The sequence below is a fragment of the Spirosoma horti genome (genome assembly GCF_054776595.1).
The window spans coordinates 217,885-236,574 of sequence record NZ_BAAHBQ010000001.1 but is presented as its reverse complement, the minus strand read 5'-3'; the positions used below and the strand labels follow the sequence as shown (position 1 = coordinate 236,574).

17 protein-coding genes are annotated in these 18,690 nt (G+C 51.1%); 14 read left to right on the top strand and 3 right to left on the bottom strand.

Annotated elements, in window-relative coordinates; translation table 11 throughout:
* Window positions 1–602: 602 nt before the first annotated feature.
* From hisG to metF, 12 genes are all read left to right on the top strand, one after another.
* Window positions 603–1,463 carry an ATP phosphoribosyltransferase gene (hisG, locus tag ACYVAM_RS01105; RefSeq protein ID WP_461063060.1) on the top strand — a complete coding sequence of 287 codons (861 nt, stop codon included), beginning with the start codon at window positions 603–605 and terminating at the stop codon, window positions 1,461–1,463.
* A gap of 82 nt (window positions 1,464–1,545) precedes the next feature.
* Window positions 1,546–2,835, top strand: coding sequence for a histidinol dehydrogenase (gene hisD / locus ACYVAM_RS01100; protein ID WP_461063058.1), 1,290 nt, complete (start codon window positions 1,546–1,548; stop codon window positions 2,833–2,835).
* A gap of 36 nt (window positions 2,836–2,871) precedes the next feature.
* Window positions 2,872–3,111 (top strand): hypothetical protein, encoded by a 240-nt coding sequence (locus ACYVAM_RS01095; protein WP_461063056.1) that lies wholly within the window; start codon window positions 2,872–2,874, stop codon window positions 3,109–3,111.
* Window positions 3,112–3,161: 50 nt separating this feature from the next.
* Window positions 3,162–3,482: a type II toxin-antitoxin system VapC family toxin gene (locus ACYVAM_RS01090; protein ID WP_461063054.1), complete on the top strand. Its 321-nt coding sequence runs from the start codon at window positions 3,162–3,164 to the stop codon at window positions 3,480–3,482.
* Between the two features lie 17 nt (window positions 3,483–3,499).
* Window positions 3,500–4,684, top strand: a complete 1,185-nt coding sequence (locus tag ACYVAM_RS01085) for an aminotransferase class V-fold PLP-dependent enzyme (RefSeq protein ID WP_461063052.1) — start codon at window positions 3,500–3,502, stop codon at window positions 4,682–4,684.
* Between the two features lie 137 nt (window positions 4,685–4,821).
* Complete coding sequence (locus ACYVAM_RS01080; protein ID WP_461063050.1) at window positions 4,822–5,448, top strand: LolA-like protein; 627 nt, start codon at window positions 4,822–4,824, stop codon at window positions 5,446–5,448.
* 40 nt (window positions 5,449–5,488) lie between these two features.
* Complete coding sequence (locus ACYVAM_RS01075) at window positions 5,489–5,995, top strand: peptide deformylase (protein ID WP_461063048.1); 507 nt, start codon at window positions 5,489–5,491, stop codon at window positions 5,993–5,995.
* Between the two features lie 178 nt (window positions 5,996–6,173).
* Window positions 6,174–7,304: a histidinol-phosphate transaminase gene (hisC, locus tag ACYVAM_RS01070; RefSeq protein WP_461063046.1), complete on the top strand. Its 1,131-nt coding sequence runs from the start codon at window positions 6,174–6,176 to the stop codon at window positions 7,302–7,304.
* Between the two features lie 67 nt (window positions 7,305–7,371).
* Window positions 7,372–7,902: a hypothetical protein gene (locus ACYVAM_RS01065; protein WP_461063044.1), complete on the top strand. Its 531-nt coding sequence runs from the start codon at window positions 7,372–7,374 to the stop codon at window positions 7,900–7,902.
* Between the two features lie 110 nt (window positions 7,903–8,012).
* Entirely contained in the window at window positions 8,013–11,357 is a 3,345-nt protein-coding gene (locus ACYVAM_RS01060; protein WP_461063042.1) for a UvrD-helicase domain-containing protein, read from the top strand.
* A gap of 20 nt (window positions 11,358–11,377) precedes the next feature.
* Complete coding sequence (locus ACYVAM_RS01055) at window positions 11,378–12,238, top strand: phosphatase PAP2 family protein (protein WP_461063040.1); 861 nt, start codon at window positions 11,378–11,380, stop codon at window positions 12,236–12,238.
* 50 nt (window positions 12,239–12,288) lie between these two features.
* On the top strand, window positions 12,289–13,248 hold the full coding sequence (gene metF / locus ACYVAM_RS01050) for a methylenetetrahydrofolate reductase [NAD(P)H] (RefSeq protein ID WP_461063038.1): 960 nt from the start codon (window positions 12,289–12,291) through the stop codon (window positions 13,246–13,248).
* An 80-nt stretch (window positions 13,249–13,328) separates the two neighbouring features.
* Here metF and rhaT read toward each other — a convergent pair whose 3' ends face one another.
* The gene (gene rhaT, locus ACYVAM_RS01045) at window positions 13,329–14,366 is read right to left on the bottom strand and encodes an L-rhamnose/proton symporter RhaT (RefSeq protein ID WP_461063036.1); all 1,038 of its coding nucleotides are present in this window, start codon (window positions 14,364–14,366) and stop codon (window positions 13,329–13,331) included.
* Window positions 14,367–14,568: 202 nt separating this feature from the next.
* Between rhaT and ACYVAM_RS01040 the strand changes: the two genes are divergently transcribed.
* Window positions 14,569–16,674 (top strand): bifunctional aldolase/short-chain dehydrogenase, encoded by a 2,106-nt coding sequence (locus ACYVAM_RS01040; protein WP_461063034.1) that lies wholly within the window; start codon window positions 14,569–14,571, stop codon window positions 16,672–16,674.
* A 156-nt stretch (window positions 16,675–16,830) separates the two neighbouring features.
* On the opposite strand, the gene ACYVAM_RS01035 is transcribed toward ACYVAM_RS01040, so the two are convergent.
* Window positions 16,831–17,061, bottom strand: a complete 231-nt coding sequence (locus ACYVAM_RS01035) for a transposase (protein WP_461063032.1) — start codon at window positions 17,059–17,061, stop codon at window positions 16,831–16,833.
* Window positions 17,062–17,087: 26 nt separating this feature from the next.
* On the bottom strand, window positions 17,088–17,270 hold the full coding sequence (locus ACYVAM_RS01030) for a transposase (RefSeq protein ID WP_461063030.1): 183 nt from the start codon (window positions 17,268–17,270) through the stop codon (window positions 17,088–17,090).
* Window positions 17,271–17,404: 134 nt separating this feature from the next.
* Here ACYVAM_RS01030 and ACYVAM_RS01025 point away from each other — a divergent pair, with 134 nt between their 5' ends.
* Complete coding sequence (locus ACYVAM_RS01025; RefSeq protein WP_461063029.1) at window positions 17,405–18,679, top strand: sugar isomerase; 1,275 nt, start codon at window positions 17,405–17,407, stop codon at window positions 18,677–18,679.
* The last annotated feature ends 11 nt before the right edge of the window (window positions 18,680–18,690 follow it).

Genomic DNA, 18,690 nt, shown 5'->3' with positions numbered 1-18,690 from the left:
TACCGATTCAAGTCCAGCGACAAACGTCATTTTTTGGGACCATGGACTATTTTCTACTGGAGAAAGCATACTCTTCTAGGGTGGTTGGTGTAATAAGCCCGAACGGTATACCGCCAAAGAAGGGAAGATTACGTTTGTGTTCGGAGAGCCAAAATGTATTCCCATCACAGCCCCTCAAATACCCGCAAATGCTAAAATAGTTGATATCACTCAGCAGCTATTGATACTTGATTGGGGAAGCCTGTTGCTGAAATTTGAGCGCCCCAACGCCTAGGTAAATCGGCAATCTTTGCACAATATGCTGTGATTTTATTCGCTGTCGTTTACCTTTGTGCCATGATTTCCCAGCAGGCCACTCATTCTCCCTTCCGACATCGTCGCTATCATCACGGCTGCTAAGCCCGCGCGTCGACACTGGCCCGTTGAAACGCTGAACAGCGGAATCATCAAACCAATTGACTGTCCTCTTTTTCACGTACTTTTGCCCCCTGATTGACTAAAGTATAGTTGGACTATGCGGAACGGCTGCTGGTTTTACGCTAAAATCAATCAATTACGGGGTGTATGAACTGCATCGTACATCCACTATCATACCTTTCTGAATGTCATCTGTATTACGCATTGCGCTGCAAAAATCCGGTCGGTTGAGCGAAGATTCGTATCAACTTTTTAAAGAATGTGGCATCCGTTTCGACTACGGTACGGGCAAACTCAAGTCTGTTTCCTCGAATTTTCCGGCTGAGTTTTTATTCCTCCGCGACGATGATATTCCCGGCTATGTGGAAGATGGTGTCGCTGACTTAGGTATTGTTGGGGAAAACGTAGCTGTTGAAACAGGGCGACCCGTAATAACGGTTCATAAACTGGGCTTCTCGAAATGCCGCCTGTCCATCGCTATTCCCCGCGGTACCGACTGGACGGGAATTCAGGATTTGCACGGTAAAAATATTGCCACGTCGTACCCAAATTTGCTGGGTCATTATTTGGCAGGACAGGGCGTTCAAGCCGAGATACACGAAATTAGCGGATCCGTTGAAATTGCGCCCAGCATCGGGCTGGCCGAAGCCGTTTGTGATATTGTCAGTTCGGGTAGTACGCTGTTAAGCAATGGCTTAAAAGAAGTTGAAACGATTTTTCGGTCCGAAGCGATTCTCATTGCCCGACCTGAACTCGACGCTGACAAACAAGCTCTGGTCGATAAACTGCTGTTTCGGATCAAGTCGGTACAGGCGGCTAAAAATAACAAATACATTGTACTGAACGCACCCAACCATGCGCTGGACCAGATCACGTCGCTGCTGCCCGGTATGAAAAGCCCGACCGTAACGCCACTGGCCACCGAAGGCTGGAGTTCTGTACATTCTGTACTGAATGAAAACGAATTCTGGGAAAATATCGAAGCCATTCGGGCCGCTGGTGCCGAAGGAATTCTGGTTATCCCAATTGAAAAAATGATCTACTAAAAAATGATAAATGATGAATGATAAGTGATGAATAAGAGCCGTTGGGAAATCATTCATCATTCATCATTTACGAACCGCATTCATGAACATCATCCCATTTCCCGACCGTGCCGAATGGCCCGCGCTCCTGGCTCGGCCGGTGCAGTCAACGCAGCAGATTGAAGCGGCCGTAGCACCAATTTTAGCCCAGGTTCGTGCCGGGGGCGACGCGGCTTTGATCGAGTTGGCCCAGAAGTTTGATAAAGTTGATTTGTCGGAGGGTGGGCTTGAAGTGCCTCAGGCCGAACTCGACGCGGCCGAAAGCCAACTGAGTGACGAGTTGAAAGTCGCCATTGGTCAGGCATACCAGAATATCCGGCTTTTTCACGAGCGGCAAAAACAGCCGATCGAGAAAGTTGAAACCATGCCGGGCGTGGTGTGCTGGCGCAAAAGCGTCGGCATTGAAAAAGTGGGTTTGTACATACCCGGCGGTACGGCTCCGCTTTTCAGTACCGTTTTGATGCTGGGGATTCCGGCCCAACTGGCTGGCTGCCGGGAAGTTGTCTTGTGTACGCCCAGCAATCACCCGGCCATTTATTTTGCGGCCAAACTCGTAGGCATCACGAAGGTTTTTCGCATTGGCGGGGCGCAGGCCATTGCGGCCATGGCTTACGGAACGGCATCTGTACCCCAGGTTTACAAGATCTTCGGTCCAGGTAACCAGTATGTTACGTCGGCAAAAATGCTGGTAGCCAAAGAGGGGATGGCCATCGACATGCCCGCCGGGCCCAGTGAAGTGGCTGTCTACGCGGATGATTCAGCCATACCGGCTTTTGTGGCTTCCGATCTGCTTTCGCAGGCCGAACACGGTGCCGACAGCCAGGTGTTGCTGGTGTCGACCAGTAAAAAGCTCGTATCGATGGTCAACCTGGCCCTGCCAACCCAGTTGAGTAAACTGCCGCGCCGGGAGCTGGCTGAAAAAGCGCTGGAAAACAGCAAGGCTATTCTGGTCGATACGGAGGCCGATGCTATTGACTTATTGAATGCCTATGCCGCTGAACACCTGATTCTTAGCGTTGAAAATGCCGAAGCCGTCGCGGAGAAGATCATCAATGCGGGGTCAATTTTCCTGGGCAACTACACCCCTGAATCGGCGGGTGATTATGCGTCTGGAACGAACCATACGTTACCGACCAACGGATTTGCCCGCGCCTACAGTGGCGTTTCGCTGGATAGCTTCGTCAAGAAAATTACCATCCAGCACATCAGCCCGGAAGGTCTACAAGCACTGGGTCCGGTCGTTGAAGCAATGGCCGAAGCCGAATCGCTCGATGCCCACAAACGGGCGGTGAGCCTGCGATTAGCGAGCCTGACGGAAGTAAATCCCGTTTGAGTTTGTTATCTTGCTGACTAAACGGTCAAAGAAATCATGAGCCAGTTAGTGATCGAAGTAGATACGCCCGAAGATGAAGCTTTGCTGATGCAGTTGTTGCCTCGATTGAATGGGCGATTGGTGGAGAAGAAGTCAACACCACCTAAGTTAACTTTAGCGGAGGTGTTGGAAAAAATTATTCAATCGGGTGGGGCAGGCGAATCATTTGGCGATCCATCTGAATGGCAACGAGAGATTCGCAGTTGGGATCGCGTACTGGATGGTCGTGAAGAATGATTCTAGACAGTAATATTATTATTTACTCGGCTCAACCTGAATACGTATCGTTGGCTAGATATCTCCAGACGAATCAGAACAGTGTTCGTGTTTCGCTTATTTCTACGCTTGAGGTATTGGGTTTTAGTCGCCTTACACTAAAAGATAAGCTAACATTTGAAGCCTATTTAGCTAGTGTTGAGATTGTACCAATCACTGACAGTATAGTTACTGAAGCCATTCGACTGCGTCAGCAACGCAAACGCTCACTCGGCGATTCGATCATTGCCGCTACCGGCCTGCTTTACAAGCTACCAATCCTGACTAATAATACGGCTGATTTTGATGATATTTCTGGCCTGGAAGTCATTTCGCTGGCGTCGGTTCTCTAGTTTCTTTTGCGCTACCTATGCTTGATCTCACTACGTTACGCGCCGACACGCCCGGCGTTCAGCACGTCATACATTTTAATAACGCTGGAGCATCGTTGATGCCCCAGCCAGTGATCGATGCCATTACGGCTCACATTACGCTCGAGGCCCAAATTGGTGGGTATGAAGCCGCAGAACTTCGGAAAACAGCCATTCAGGATTTTTACCAGTCCACGGCTGATCTGCTCAATACCACCGCCGACCATATTGCTGCTGCTGCCAATGCCACCGATGCCTACGCCCGTGCGCTATCGTCTATCCCGTTTCAGCGGGACGACGTAATCCTGACGACGACCAACGACTACGTTTCCAACCAGATCGCGTTTCTATCGTTGCAGAAGCGGTTTGGCGTGAAGGTCGTTCGGGCGGCCAACGACCCGGCTACGGGCGTTTCAGTGGATGACATGGCCGAAAAAATCAAGTCGTTACGGCCCCGGCTGGTAGCCGTTACCCACGTGCCAACCAACTCGGGGCTGGTTCAGCCGGTCGAAGCAATTGGCCAGTTCTGCCGCGAATATGATGTGCTTTATCTGGTAGATGCCTGTCAATCGGTGGGGCAGTTGCCGGTAGATGTACAGGCGATTCAGTGCGATTTTTTGACTGCTACCTGCCGGAAGTTTCTGCGAGGGCCACGCGGGATGGGTTTTCTGTTCGTTTCCAGCAAAGTTCTGGCGGCTAACATGGCACCCCTGTTTATTGATCTTCATGGGGCTTCGTGGGAGTCGGCGTATACATATCGGCTGGAACCAACGGCCAAACGGTTCGAGGATTGGGAGTTTCCCCATGCGCTGGTGCTGGGCGCTGCCGAAGCCTATCGCTACGCGATAAAAGTGGGCATTGCAGAAATTGCTGAGCGAAACGCTGCCCTTTGCGCAACACTCCGTTCGGCATTAGCTCAATTGCCGGGCGTTCGTCTGCTGGACGAAGGCGACCGATTAGCCAGCCTCATTACGCTGATCAGTGATCGAAAATCGGCCACTGAACTGAAAACTGCCTTGGCAGAAAAGCGGATCAATACGTCCATTAGCACACACGGGGCGGCCATTCTGGATTATGATCGAAAAGGCATGAAAACCGAAGCACTCCGGATTTCACCCCACTATTTCAATACAGATGAGGAGGTTAGAATAATAGTGGAAACGCTGGAAACTATCTTTAGGTGAACGCAGAACGGTATATACACATGAGTAACCAGAGAAAATCTCTAGTTGTACGTTGGAGGATAGCCGCCTGCCTGGTTCTCCTGACCATCTGCCCGGTAAAAAGCCAACCTACCTCAGCAAAGAAGATCTTCGATCAAATGCTCCATGTTTATGCCAATGCGAATACGTATCAGGATAAGGGCCGTGTTCAAACATTCTTTTATGACCTTAATCAGAAAACACCTACGTTTTTAACGGTTCGGAATTTTACGACAGCCTACAACCGACAAATAGATGCGTTTAGGTTTTGGTACAAAACAGAAAAAGCAACAGCTGCCAATGTACATGAGGAAATGGTGATATGGAGCCGAAAAAACGATGGCCATTTATGGTGGACAATAAATAAGTCGGGCGATCAAAGAATGCCATTAATCGAGGCCCTGGGGGTGGCTACCGGAGTATCGGGGACGGCATCACGAAAAATTCCGGGACTATTATTGTCTCAGTCGATTGGGGCTGGCTGGAGTATTGATTCGCTCAAAAATGTTAAGCTGATTGGTAAGGATGTCCAGGGCAATAGGCCGTGCTATCGCCTTACCGGGATTTTCTGGAAAAACAGGGTGGCTTTTCTTTGGGTTGATCAACAGACGTTTTTACTGCTACGGGTTGATGAAGGACATTCGATGTCTAAATCAAAATGGAAAACGAGTATTACCTACCAGGCAGTAGTCAATAAACCCATACCTGAAAACGCGCTAGCGTTTGATCCTCCCCGTTCTCAGTGATTAATTCTGTTCATACCCAATCTCCAAAACAGACGCTCACATGAAGCACCTCGCCGACCTACTGCTACTGGGTGACCCTCGCTTATACGAATCCTGCGCGCCCGTTCTGGAATCGGAATTGCCGCTGGTGCCGGGCTGGGTAGCCGACCTGCACAATGTCATGGAAGAGATCCGGGTGAAATACCAGTTTGGCCGGGGAATCGCGGCTCCCCAACTCGGAATCATGAAACGGCTGATCTACCTCAATGTAGATCGTCCTACGGTTATTCTGAACCCCGAATTTGTGTCGGTCAGTACCGAAACCGATGAACTTTGGGACGATTGCATGAGCTTTCCGAATTTGCTGGTGCGAGTTCGACGGCATCGGCAACTGACCATGAACTACCGGGATGAACATTGGCAACCGCAATCCTGGAACGTTACGGACTGGGCTATGTCGGAGTTAATTCAGCATGAATACGACCACCTGAACGGCGTTCTGTGCACCATGCGCGCCCTTGATGAACGATCCTTTCAGTGGCGGCCAACACCCGCTACTAACTCATAACGGTGTCCATAAAGCCAGATTATTCGCGCAAACCGTGCTTGTTTACCCGCGAAACTGGTTAGGTCTGGTGGAAGGCGGTATATTTGTGGTTCAGGGTTTATATGGGTTAATCGCCAACTGGCCGAAGCCGCCTTGCCGTAAACCGTCAACTTAGTCAATTGAACGTACTGTTGTTCCCATGTTTAGTCTTACCAATCTCCTCCGCCCGCACATTCTGAGCCTGACGCCTTACTCCTCAGCTCGTGATGAGTATACGGGTAAAGAAGGTATATTTCTGGATGCCAATGAAAATCCGCTGGGTTCAACGACGACCCAGGGTGATTATAACCGCTATCCCGACCCGCATCAGGGAGCCATTAAACATCGGCTGGCCCCCATAAAAGGCGTTCGGCCGGCGCAGATTTTTCTGGGAAACGGGTCCGACGAACCCATTGACCTGCTGGTTCGGGCAACCTGTACCCCAGGCAGTCAGGACTCTATTTTAATCATGCCGCCTACTTATGGCATGTACGAAGTGTCGGCAGCCGTCAACGATGTCAACATCACCAAAGTCCCGCTAACCCCCGATTTTCAGGTAGATACCCAGGCCGTATTGGCTGCTATAACGAATCACACTAAGCTTATCTGGCTTTGTTCACCCAATAACCCGTCGGGCAATTTGTTGCAGGCTGATGCCATCTGGACAATCCTGAAGGCGGCTGATCAGTCGCTGGTCATTGTCGATGAAGCGTACATTGATTTTGCCAGTACGCCGTCCTGGACGAGTGAACTGGATAACTATCCCAACCTGGTCGTTCTGCAAACCTTTTCGAAAGCCTGGGGGCTGGCGGCTCTCCGGCTCGGCATGTGCTTTGCGTCGGACGAATTGATCGCCGTTTTGAATAAAATAAAGCCGCCCTATAACATCTCTGCCCCAACGCAGGCCCTCGCGCTGGACGCGTTGACGAATGAGGAGGCAAAGAACAGGATGGTTGCTCAAATCATGGCCGAACGGCAGCAATTAGCGGAAAAACTTCGGTCGCTGCCGATAGTACAGGTTATCCACCCGTCCGATGCCAATTTTCTGCTGGTGCAGTTCACCGATGCCAACGCTACATTTGCCTACCTGATCGACCAGCAGGTCATTGTTCGGGATCGGTCGAAGGTGAAATTATGCGACGGTTGCCTGCGAATTTCAGTGGGTACGTCCGAGGAAAATGAAAGCCTGATCGCGGTGCTTCGGCAGATGCCCCAGGCGCCCTTACCGACCGATTTGCCACTCGGAACGGGTGAGGATGCCACCAGGCCGGAACTTGTTTCGAATGCCTGACCTTAGCTATCTCAGTTGGTTACTTCGACAGAACGAGGGCGTCAAAGGTTATTTCCTCCATTTATTTATGAAAAGATCCGTAATGATTACGTCACTGGCCTTGCTGGGCTGGTTAATAACATCGAATGGTGCGCAAGCGCAGTATAACAACTGGTCGGTGGGTTTTCGGCTTGGAGAGCCATCCGGCATAAACGTTCGTAAATATTTTGGCAACAACCGCGCCTTTGACCTCAACATTGGTACCTACGGTGGTCTGTACGGTACCAAACGCAGTTATGGCCCCGGCGATTATAAAAGCGTTGGGCTGACCGTTCAGGGGCATTACCTCTGGCATACGGCTGTAACCAAGAGCGAGAGCATTCGTGCGTATTACGGATTTGGCGGGCAGATCAACAACCGCCGGACTTATCCGCTCCGGCTCAATGGTGAATACCAGAAAACACTCTCGCTGGGTGGTTCCGGTATTGGTGGCCTGGAGTTTTTTCCGGTTAACAAACCGTATTCTATCTTTCTGGAAACGGGTGCTTACGTTGAACTTTTACAATCCCCGTTTTTCCTGAGCCTGAACACGGGTATTGGACTGCGGTATAATTTTTAAAGGAGTTAAGAGTCAGTATTAGGCGTGAGGAGGTAGGAGGGCGGATGAGTCAGTAAAAAGTTATGCCGGTCCTACCTCCTCACGCCTAATACTGACTCCTCAAAACATCCATGTTTAAAATTTATAGCTCTTCGGCTGGGTCGGGGAAGACATACACGCTCACAAAAGAGTACCTCAAACTGGCCTTGCGGCCAGATGTGGAGGATGGCTATTTTCGGCGTATTCTGGCCGTAACGTTTACCAACGCAGCCGCCAACGAGATGAAAAACCGGATTCTGGAAAATCTGTCCGGTATCGCCGGAACGAAAGAATCTCCTTTGTTGACGGAACTGGTGGTTGAGCTGCATGGGGTACAACCCGGAACGGATTCGTTCGATCTGGCTAAACTAGAGTTACGAAAAAAAGCGTCCGGCGTTTTTCGAACCATTCTGCACCGCTACGCCGATTTCAGCGTAACCACCATCGACTCCTTCACCCAGCGTATTGTCATGGCGTTTACCGACGAGCTGGGCCTGCCTTACTCCTTTGAAGTAGAACTGGAAACGGACGAAGTGCTCGAAATGGCCATCGACAACCTGATTGAAAAAGCGGGCACTGATGAGATGGAGGAGATTACCACCATTTTGAGCGAGTACTACACCAATACGGCTGCCGAAGGTAAAAGCTGGAACCAACTTCCCGAACTGCTCAAGGAGTTTGGCCGCAACCTTACGTCTGACCAATTCTACGAGGCTGTTAACGCGGCTCAGGAACTGTCGCCAGGTGCTTTGCGCGTCATTCGGACCCAATTGCTTACCCATAATCAACAGGTTGAGACCGAGGTCGTTGCGCATGGGCAGCGAGCCTGGAAACGGATAACCGACGCGGGCCTGGACGAGAAAGATTTTAGCTACGGCGCCAGCGGAGTGGGCGGTTTTTTCAAAGCCATTGCTGAAGGCAACGCCCAGCGCGAAGCGGGAACCCGAGTGCACAATGCCCTAAACAACGGCGACTGGTATACCAAAAAAACACCCTTACCCGTTCAGGGTCTGATCGACGGGATGGCCAGCGAGTTGAGTGACTGTATTACCCAAATTCTGAGCGTCCGTGATGAACGTGGCTTGCAGGTCACCCTGTTCGATTGCCTGTTGCCTCATTTGCAGAAACTGGCCTTGCTGAAACAAATGCGGGTTGAATTCGATGAGTTACTGCGGAAAGATGGCCGGGTGCACATTTCCGAATTCAACAAAAAAATTCTAAATATTGTCGCGTCTGAACCCGTTCCGTTTCTGTATGAGCGGCTGGGTACCAAATACAACCACATCCTGATCGATGAATTTCAGGATACGTCTCGGCTTCAGTTTGCCAACCTGTTGCCCCTGATCGAAAACGCCCTTGGGGGTGATCACTTCAACCTGGCCGTTGGCGATGGGAAGCAGGCTATTTACCGGTTCCGGGGGGGCGATATGGACCAGATCGTTGCTCTGCATCGGAAAGACCTCGATACGCTCAAACAGGCGCATAATCCCGGCTCCTGGACGGCCGATCGTATTGATATGCTGGATGGTCATTTGCAGGAAGCCTTGCTCGATACCAACTGGCGAAGTGCGGAGCCGATTGTCCGGTTTAATAATGACTTCTTTGAGTTCACCGCTCGTAAGTTCGAAAGCCAGCATCCGAAATTAGCGGAGGTATTCGATCCCGAAAAGCAATTTCACCAGAAGGCCCAGCCGAATGCGCACGTTGCCGGTCACGTTCAGATCGACTTTGTGGCTAAAGATGCCGAGGCCGATAAAGATATTACTGCACAGATGCTCGGAAAAACCATGGAGCATCTGGACAAAGCGCTGGCTGACGGATATAAATTTGGGGACATTGCCATTTTGTGTCGGAAAAAATCCCACGCTAAAGTACTCGCCAATGAGCTGAATGCCCGGCGAATTCCGCTGGTATCGGCAGACTCCCTTTCGCTGGAATTCTCTGATCCCGTCAAATGGCTGGTGACGCTGATGCAACTCCTGCAACGACCTGATCAGAAGCTCCTTCGATACGAACTTCTCTACCTGTTTCATCGGGTGGTGCAGGGTATTTTTCCGGATGATGTGCTGACGGAGAAACTAAGTGCCATTGCCGAAAGCGATATCGACGCCACCTACGCGTACCTCGCCGACGAAGGGTATCCGCTGGACCCCTACGTGATGGGTCAACTTAACCCGTACGAACTGGCCGAGCGATTGACCGCCCAATTCGGCCTATTCAACCAGGCTGAGCATAACCCCTTTCTGTTCCGTTTTCTGGATGAGGTGCTGGCGTTCAACCATAAACGCAGTGGTCACCTTAGCGATTTTCTGTTATACTGGGAAGGCGTCAGGCAAAAGATTTCGGTGGAAGGAAACGCCCGGAATGCCGTCAGTATCCAGACCGTTCACCGATCAAAGGGGCTCGAATTTCCGGTAGTTATCATTCCATTTGCCAACTGGAAAGTGGAACCGATCAACGATAGCACGATCTGGCTCGACCTGTCAGCGATTCGAACCGATGCGCTTTCTCACGAAAACGGGGCGGGTCAGTTGACTCGGCTGTTGTCGGCTCCGGCCCATACGACCAGTAAACTGAGGGGTACGCCCAAGGTTATTGCCGATCAGTATGAAGAAGAATTCACCCGTACGTTTCTGGAAAACATGAACCTGCTCTATGTGGCCTTTACCCGACCAACAGACCGGCTCTATATAATCAGTGAAGCGAAAGAGTTCACCAAAGGGCAACAAAACACCATCAGCCACTGGCTGCATGCGTTCCTGAGGGATAGTGAGGTGGCCCGAAACTGCGGCTGCGCCTGGCAGGAGGGGCAATTGAGTTACCAGATCAGCCTGTGTGCCGACTCGTTTTCGCATCAGAAAGAAGAGGGGCCATTGGATGAGATTGTTCTGGAAGACATCGTGAGCGGCCATCGGGGTCAGGATATGCAACTGCGCCGACAGGCCGACCGTATGTTCGATGTCGCCACGTTTGAACGCACGCGCGAGCGGGACCGAAAACTCTGTGCAGCCCTGAGCCTGATAAAAGGTCCCGACAGCATCGACCTTGTGTTGCGCCAACTAGTGAGTGAGGGCCTTGTTCGCCAGGCCGAAAGGGCGGAATTAAAACAAAGTCTGCTAACTATTGTAACGCATCCCGCCCTGTCCTCTCTTTTTGATTCGTCGCTACGGATCGATACGGATCGGAGCATACTGAGCAATAAACGAGTGCATGGCGCCCCGCATCGGGTTGTGCATTATCCGGATGGGCATATCGTACTGGTTCAGTATGAGTCGGTGCCAGTCGTATCGGAGTTGAGTGATGCCCCTTCATTGGTGAAGAGCCCAACGGATTCGTTGAGGTACTTTACCAATTTATACCGGGAAATGGGCTTTCACGAGGTGGAAGGCCGTCTGGTTTATTTGTCAACTGAACCAGATGTGGTGAAAGTAATTTAAAATTGTATGATCGTTAACGCATGATAGATTCTCCAAAGTCGGTTACAGCCCGTACGTGTAGTACCCTTGTTTTTATTCTTAGTTCGCTTCTCTGTGTAAATGCTTCATTTGCGCAAACCTCCTCGCCTTACGAATTAAAGACGGGTCGGGAGATCACCTTGCTGGGTGTGGGGGCCGCCATACAGGGTGGTTTGTTTGCCATCAATTCAACGATCGATCCACTCACTCCGGCTGAAGTATCTGTCCTCAACCGGGCCGACGTCAACTCATTCGATCGGAAAGCCACTTACCACTGGTCTACGTCGGCCGACAAGCTGAGTGATGTTACGCTGGCGGGCAACGCGGCCGTTTTTGGCTTACTCGCGCTGGGTACCAAACCAATGCGGCAGGACATTAAAACGGTGGGAATCATGTTTGTGGAAACGATCGCCTTCGCCAATGGCCTCGAACGAGTGGTGAAAGCCGTCACACAGCGCCCCCGGCCCTTTGTGTACAATCCGACTGTGCCACTGGAAGAAAAACTGACGCGGGATGCCCGACAGTCGTTTTTTTCGGGACACGCCACCCATGCCTTCGCTACGGCCGTTTTTACGGGCGAAGTATTCCGGCATTATTTCCCGAATTCGCGGCTCAAACCCGTTGTCTGGGTAGGATCGCTTGGCCTGGCAACGGCCACCTGTTTGCTCCGATACGAAGCCGGGCTGCATTACCCCACCGATTTGATTGCCGGGGCGGCCGTTGGCTCCCTGGTAGGCTGGGGAATTCCAAAACTGCATGAGGTCAAAAACCACAGTGCGCTGGGTCGCCGGATGGATATACAGCCCTGGAGTACGGGTTCAGCTAATGGAATTTACATGCGGTTAGCGGTGTTTTCCCGTTAACTTTACCGCCCTGTTCGCTGGCTGATCAATCGGCTGGTGTTATCTGAATAATGACAAAAATTACCGACCATATCAAGGCTGCCAACAGCAAACCAATTTTCTCCATTGAAGTTATTCCGCCCATTAAAGGCGATAATCTGAAAAGTCTGCTCGATAATATTGAGCCGCTGATGGAGTTCAAGCCGCCATTTATTGACGTTACCTACCATCGGGAGGAGTACATCGAGCGGCCATTGCCCGATGGTACTATTCAGAAAATCGTGACCCGTAAACGGCCCGGCACCGTGGGTATTTGCTCGGCCATTATGCACCGCTTTGGCGTCGATCCGGTGCCGCATGTGCTTTGTGGTGGTTTCTCCCGCGAAGAAACGGAAGACTTCCTAATTGACCTCCATTATCTGGGTATCGATAACGCCCTCGTGCTGCGGGGCGATCCGGCCAAGCCGTTTACAACGTTCAAGGCAAAAGAAAATGGCTACATGTATGCCAGCGAACTGGTTGAGCAAGTGGCCAACATGAATAAAGGGATTTATCTGCACGAAGAAGATACAGCCCTGGCCCCCAGTAATTTCTGCATCGGTGTGGCCGCTTACCCCGAGAAGCATTTTGAGGCTGCTGATCACGACATCGATTTTCAATACCTGAAGCAGAAGATCGACAAAGGGGCAGATTATATTGTCACACAGATGTTCTTCGACAATACGAAGTTCATCGATTTTGTTGACCGCTGCCGGAAAGAAGGGATCAATGTGCCCATCATTCCGGGCCTCAAGCCACTCAGCACCCGTCGGCAACTTCAGGTATTACCCAAGCTATTCCACCTCGAATTACCAGCCGATCTGGTTCGGGCGGTTGAAGCCTGCGAAAACGACCAGCAGGCTCGGCAGGTCGGTATCGAATGGTGCATTCAGCAATGCCGCGAACTGATCGCTTATGGCTCACCGGTAATGCACTTCTATACCATGGGTAAATCCGACAATATTATGAAAGTTGCGAGGGAGATTTTTTAACCTACATCTTTACAGAAAAGCCGGGTCATTTTCGTTAGGAATGACCCGGCTTTTCTGTAAAGATGTAGGTCGTTTTCTACTTATTCGGCGAGGTAATTACCAATGCCAACAACAACCGTCGATAGGACAACCATCGTAATACCCAATGTAATGGTGCGCATGGTCGGCTTGTTGGCGCCCCGCCATTCGTGCAGATACAGGCCCCAGAAGCTACTGAAAGCAATGATGAAGGCCATGTGGAGCGTCCAGCCCGAGAACCGGTATTCGCCCATCTTGCTATCGCCCATACCGTAAAAGAAGAACTGGAAATACCAGGTAAAACCAGCCATGGCACAGAAAATAATGTTCTTTACGATAGGGGTCGAAATATTACTGTAGTCGGTATACGTGCGGTTGCGGATGTTCAGGTAGATCGTCCAGATGGCATTTGTTGTCAGTCCTCCCAGCAGAATAATTACCAGGGCGGCATTGTTCATATACAAAGGATCGGTCCCATTTTTGACGGCCAGATCGGCAATGGGTTGTCCGGCTGTGAGACCAAATGAAAAGCAGGCGCTCATAATCCCCGAGAAAACAGCCACCAGTAAACCTTTACGGATATCGAATTCGGCGATAACGGCTTTTTTCTGCTCATCCGACAGGGAGCGTTCCTTCATCATCCCGGCAATGCCGCAAATTGAGATTCCCAACACACATACGCCCAGCCCAAGCATAATGACCTGGCCAGACGTCGTGCTGATCAACTGGCCGAACTGGCCCTGCCAGATGGGTGGCACCAGCGTTCCGAAAACAGCGCACAGCCCCAGCGTCACGGCCATCCCGAGCGATAAGCCCAGATAGCGCATGGCCAGGCCAAACGTTAAGCCGCCAAAGCCCCACAAAACACCCCAAAAATAAGTCCACAGGATCGTTTCGCGAGGAATTTGGGCCAGAACGCCAAACAGGTTCGGCACGGTGAGTGAGCCTAATAACAGGGGTGCGGCTAACCAGGAAAATAAACCACCGACGAGCCAGTAGCTTTCCCAGGCCCATCCACGAACTTTCTGATACGGTATATAAAAACTGCCGGAGGCAAAGCCGCCCAGCGCATGAAAAAAGACACCCAGGAATACAGCCACGTTATCTACGTTTTTTCAAATTTATTCTTTGCATCGTCAAAAGCTTTCCTGTGCTCTCCTGTTTTAAAAAGTAAATTGAGCGATTAAAAGAGAACCTATTTTTTTAATAAGCTTAACAGGAGAGTACATGAAGCAGGAGAAAAGGAAAAAAGCTTACTTTGTCTAAAACACGATTTCTGAAGATACTACTTACTAAATATTTATGAATACGACGCAAGCGTTCAACTATGTGAGCTACCTCTGGGATGACAAAAAGGCGGCAGAACTGGCTGGTGACGAAGTCGCCCTCTTTATATACCGTTCCAATTTACTCGGCGCCGACCTGCGCTTAACGAACTATGCTGGCGGAAATACGTCAGTTAAGTTAATGGAAACCAATCCGTTAACTGGTGAGCCCGTTGAGGTTATGTGGGTAAAAGGATCGGGGGGGGATATTGGAACGCTGACCAAAAAAGGGTGTGCCAATCTCTACGTCGAGCGCTTGCATGCGTTGAAAAACCGCTACCGGGGACTTGCTTTCGAAGATGAGATGGTTGGCCTCTTCGATCACTGCCTCTTCGATCCCAAATGTGCTGCTCCCTCTATCGATACGCCGTTGCACGGATTATTGCCGTTCAAACATATTGATCACCTGCACCCCGATGCGCTGATTGCGATTGCGGCCAGCCGCGATGGCGAAGCAATCATGCACCAGATCTGGGGAGATCAGCTCGCCTGGTTACCTTGGCAGCGGCCTGGTTTCGACCTGGGCCTTAAACTGGAAGAAACCGTTCGGAATAACCCAAACCTGCGCGGGGTGATTCTGGGCGGACACGGGCTGTTTACCTGGGGCGATACATCGTATGAGTCGTATATCAATACACTGGAAGTGATCGAGCAGGCGTCTGAATACCTGGCGGCTAATTATGGAAAAAAACGGGCCGTCTTTGGCGGGCCTGCCCGGGAGAATACCGACGCCGATGCCCGTAAAAAACAGGCCGCTTCGTTGATGCCCGTTCTGCGTGGCCTGGCGTCGGGTCACCGGCGGATGGTGGGTCACTTCACCGACGACGAGCGTGTGCTGGAATTTGTGAATTCGCACGATTTGCCCCGGCTGGCTCGGCTGGGCACCAGTTGCCCCGACCATTTCCTGCGTACTAAAATTCGCCCGCTGGTGCTGGACCCCATTCAATTGTCATCGGCCGATAGCGAAGCGTATCTGGAAAAGGCATTTGCCGACTACCGCGACGATTATGCGGCCTACTACGAGCGTAACAAGCACGATAACAGCCCTGCCATTCGTGACCCGAATCCGGTGGTCATTCTTTGGCCAGCGGTGGGTATGTTTACCTTTGCCAAAGACAAGCAGACGGCCCGTGTGGCGGCTGAATTTTATACCAACGCCATCAATGTGATGAAAGGCGCCGAAGCGGTCTCGGACTATGTCGGTCTGCCCGAGCAGGAGGCTTTTGATATTGAATATTGGCTGCTGGAAGAAGCTAAATTACAGCGGATGCCGAAGCCAAAACCGCTGTCAGGGAAGGTGGCGCTCATTACGGGTAGTGCGGGCGGAATCGGTAAGGCCATTGCCAAAACGTTTCTGGCCGAAGGGGCCGTGGTCATTATCAACGACAATGACGCCGATCGATTAGCCTCTGCCAATGAGGAGTTTAAAAGTCAATACGGGAAAGATGCCTATACGGCAGTTCAGCTGGATGTGACGAACTCAGAAACCATTGCAAATGCCTACAGTGCCGCTGCGCTGGCCTTTGGTGGGGTCGATATCGTTGTCAACTGCGCGGGTTTGAGCATTTCCAAGCCCATTGAAGAGCATACTGAAAGCGACTGGGATTTGCTGTATGACGTGCTGGTAAAAGGTCAGTTTCTAGTTACCCAACAGGCCGTTGCGGTTATGCGCAAGCAAAAATTGGGTGGCGATGTTATCAATATTGTCAGCAAAAATGCCCTCGTATCGGGCCCCAACAATGCGGGATACGGGTCGGCGAAAGCGGCTCAATTACATCTGAGCCGACTGAATGCGACCGAACTGGGCAAAGACCATATCCGGGTCAATGTGGTGAATCCTGACGCGGTTATTTCCGATTCCAAAATCTGGGCCGGTGCCTGGGCTGAGGGCCGTGCCAAAGCGTATGGCGTCACGGTGGCCGAGTTGCCTGCCTACTATGCCAAGCGCACCTTGTTGAACGAAGTCATTTTGCCCGACGACATCGCAAATGCCTGTCTGGCGTTCGTAAGCGGATTGCTGGCCAAATCGACCGGTAACGTGCTGAATGTCGATGGAGGTGTCGCCATGGCCTTTGTCCGGTAGAAACAGGTTATGGGTTTGTGGTTTGTTGTTGGTGGCGCATATACATAGTTTCGTGCCCGCCAACCAGCAACCACAAATACTATCAGCCCACAAATTTATTTGTGGGTTCATCAAATCGACCGGTACATTTTTTAACCGTTTCAACGGTTTGCAGCGTCAATCAATATCATTATCTGGTAGTCCATAATGAATCATAAATCGGCGATACTCATCCGTGAATGACACTTTTCTATGGTGCTCTGCCTGATTCAAAATATAGGTACGAACACGTGACACATGCGATTCACTCACTGAAAAAGCGCCATAGCCAGTTTGCCAGGTAAAAGGCGTTACGGTTAATTTCGCCTGATTGAACGTATGCGAGCTGCTGCCTTTGATTTGTTTCAATACATCGGCAATTGACTTTTTTGGATTCAGTAAAAAAGATGTACATGGTCAGCCACACCGCCGATACACTCAACAAAGCATCCCGAATCGATGAGTTGCTTTCGTAGTTCGTCATGTATGGATGGCTGGATGTTGGGTTGAATAAGGGATTGCCGATTTTTCGTCGCGAAAACGGCATGTATCCAGATTTTTGATTTTGAGTGGCTCATTTTCGGTAAGTAAACCGTTAAAACGGTTGAGAAATGGTGACTAATTGGTTTTGTTGACCCACACATAAATGTGTGGGCTAATAGAAGAGATATGACGCAAATCCTGTGAAATGGATACATAAATAGTAGACTTAATGAAACTCGAACCCGAACATATTGCCGACTATAACCAGACACAGTTGGAAGGCCATCAACGGAAACTAGCCTACTGGACACAGGAGGTGGCGAAGGCTGAGCCGGTTATTGAGAAACTGATTGATTTTCAGATTGCTATTCCGAGTTGGGCGCTGGGAACGGGCGGCACCCGTTTCGGGCGGTTTCCGGGTGGGGGAGAGCCCCGCAGTCTGGAAGAGAAAATTGCCGATGTGGGCCTTCTACACGCCCTGAACCGCGCCAGTGGCGCGATCTCATTGCATATTCCCTGGGATATTCCGACCGATCCCAAAGCTATTAAGCAATTGGCAGCTCAACACGGCCTGCGGTTCGATGCGGTCAACTCCAATACATTTCAGGACCAGCCAGACGCCGAACAGAGTTATAAATTCGGGTCACTGCAGCATACCGATCCGTCCGTCCGTCGGCAGGCTATCGAGCACAACATCGAGGTGATCCGGCATGGCGTGGCCCTGGGTTCCGATGCACTGACCGTCTGGTTATCGGATGGGTCCTGCTTTCCCGGCCAGCTTAATTTTCGCAAAGCGTTCGACCGGACGCTGGCGAGTCTCGAAGAAATCTATGCGGCTTTGCCCAACGACTGGAAACTGTTCGTAGAGTATAAAGCCTTCGAGCCTAATTTTTATTCGATGACCGTGGGCGATTGGGGCAGCAGCTTCCTGTACGCTAACAAACTTGGACCAAAAGCCTATACCCTTGTTGACCTGGGTCACCATTTACCCAATGCCAACATCGAGCAGATCGTCGCGATTTTGTTGCATCAGGGAAAACTTGGAGGCTTCCATTTCAACGATTCCAAATACGGAGACGATGACCTGACGGCGGGCAGTATCAAACCATATCAGCTCTTTCTGATCTTCACCGAACTGGTCGATGGGCTCGACGCGCGGGGTATGAATCATGCAACCGACCTCGGCTGGATGATCGATGCTAGTCATAACGTGAAAGATCCGCTCGAAGACCTGCTCCAGTCGGTCGAAGCCATACAACTGGCGTACGCCCAGGCGCTCCTAGTCGACCGTGACGCGTTGGAAGATGCCCGCGAAGCCAACGACCCGGTTCGGGCACAGGAGATTTTGCAGGATGCTTTCCGGACTGATGTTCGGCCGCTGGTTGCCGAAGCCCGCCGTCGGGCTGGGGCTTCCCTGAATCCGCTGGATCTGTATCGGCAGTTGAACGTCCGTCAGCAACTCATCGGCGAACGGGGTGCTAAAACCGTGGCCACAGGACTGTAAAGTAATGATGA

Bases quoted from the DNA above. Each gene is read 5' to 3' on its own strand.
- hisG (WP_461063060.1), top strand. From the start codon at position 603: ATGTCATCTGTATTACGCATTGCGCTGCAAAAATCCGGTCGGTTGAGC.
- hisD (WP_461063058.1), top strand. From the start codon at position 1,546: ATGAACATCATCCCATTTCCCGACCGTGCCGAATGGCCCGCGCTCCTG.
- ACYVAM_RS01095 (WP_461063056.1), top strand. From the start codon at position 2,872: ATGAGCCAGTTAGTGATCGAAGTAGATACGCCCGAAGATGAAGCTTTG.
- ACYVAM_RS01085 (WP_461063052.1), top strand. From the start codon at position 3,500: ATGCTTGATCTCACTACGTTACGCGCCGACACGCCCGGCGTTCAGCAC.
- ACYVAM_RS01080 (WP_461063050.1), top strand. From the start codon at position 4,822: ATGCTCCATGTTTATGCCAATGCGAATACGTATCAGGATAAGGGCCGT.
- ACYVAM_RS01075 (WP_461063048.1), top strand. From the start codon at position 5,489: ATGAAGCACCTCGCCGACCTACTGCTACTGGGTGACCCTCGCTTATAC.
- hisC (WP_461063046.1), top strand. From the start codon at position 6,174: ATGTTTAGTCTTACCAATCTCCTCCGCCCGCACATTCTGAGCCTGACG.
- ACYVAM_RS01065 (WP_461063044.1), top strand. From the start codon at position 7,372: ATGAAAAGATCCGTAATGATTACGTCACTGGCCTTGCTGGGCTGGTTA.
- ACYVAM_RS01060 (WP_461063042.1), top strand. From the start codon at position 8,013: ATGTTTAAAATTTATAGCTCTTCGGCTGGGTCGGGGAAGACATACACG.
- ACYVAM_RS01055 (WP_461063040.1), top strand. From the start codon at position 11,378: ATGATAGATTCTCCAAAGTCGGTTACAGCCCGTACGTGTAGTACCCTT.
- metF (WP_461063038.1), top strand. From the start codon at position 12,289: ATGACAAAAATTACCGACCATATCAAGGCTGCCAACAGCAAACCAATT.
- ACYVAM_RS01040 (WP_461063034.1), top strand. From the start codon at position 14,569: ATGAATACGACGCAAGCGTTCAACTATGTGAGCTACCTCTGGGATGAC.
- ACYVAM_RS01030 (WP_461063030.1), bottom strand. From the start codon at position 17,270: ATGAGCCACTCAAAATCAAAAATCTGGATACATGCCGTTTTCGCGACG.
- ACYVAM_RS01025 (WP_461063029.1), top strand. From the start codon at position 17,405: ATGAAACTCGAACCCGAACATATTGCCGACTATAACCAGACACAGTTG.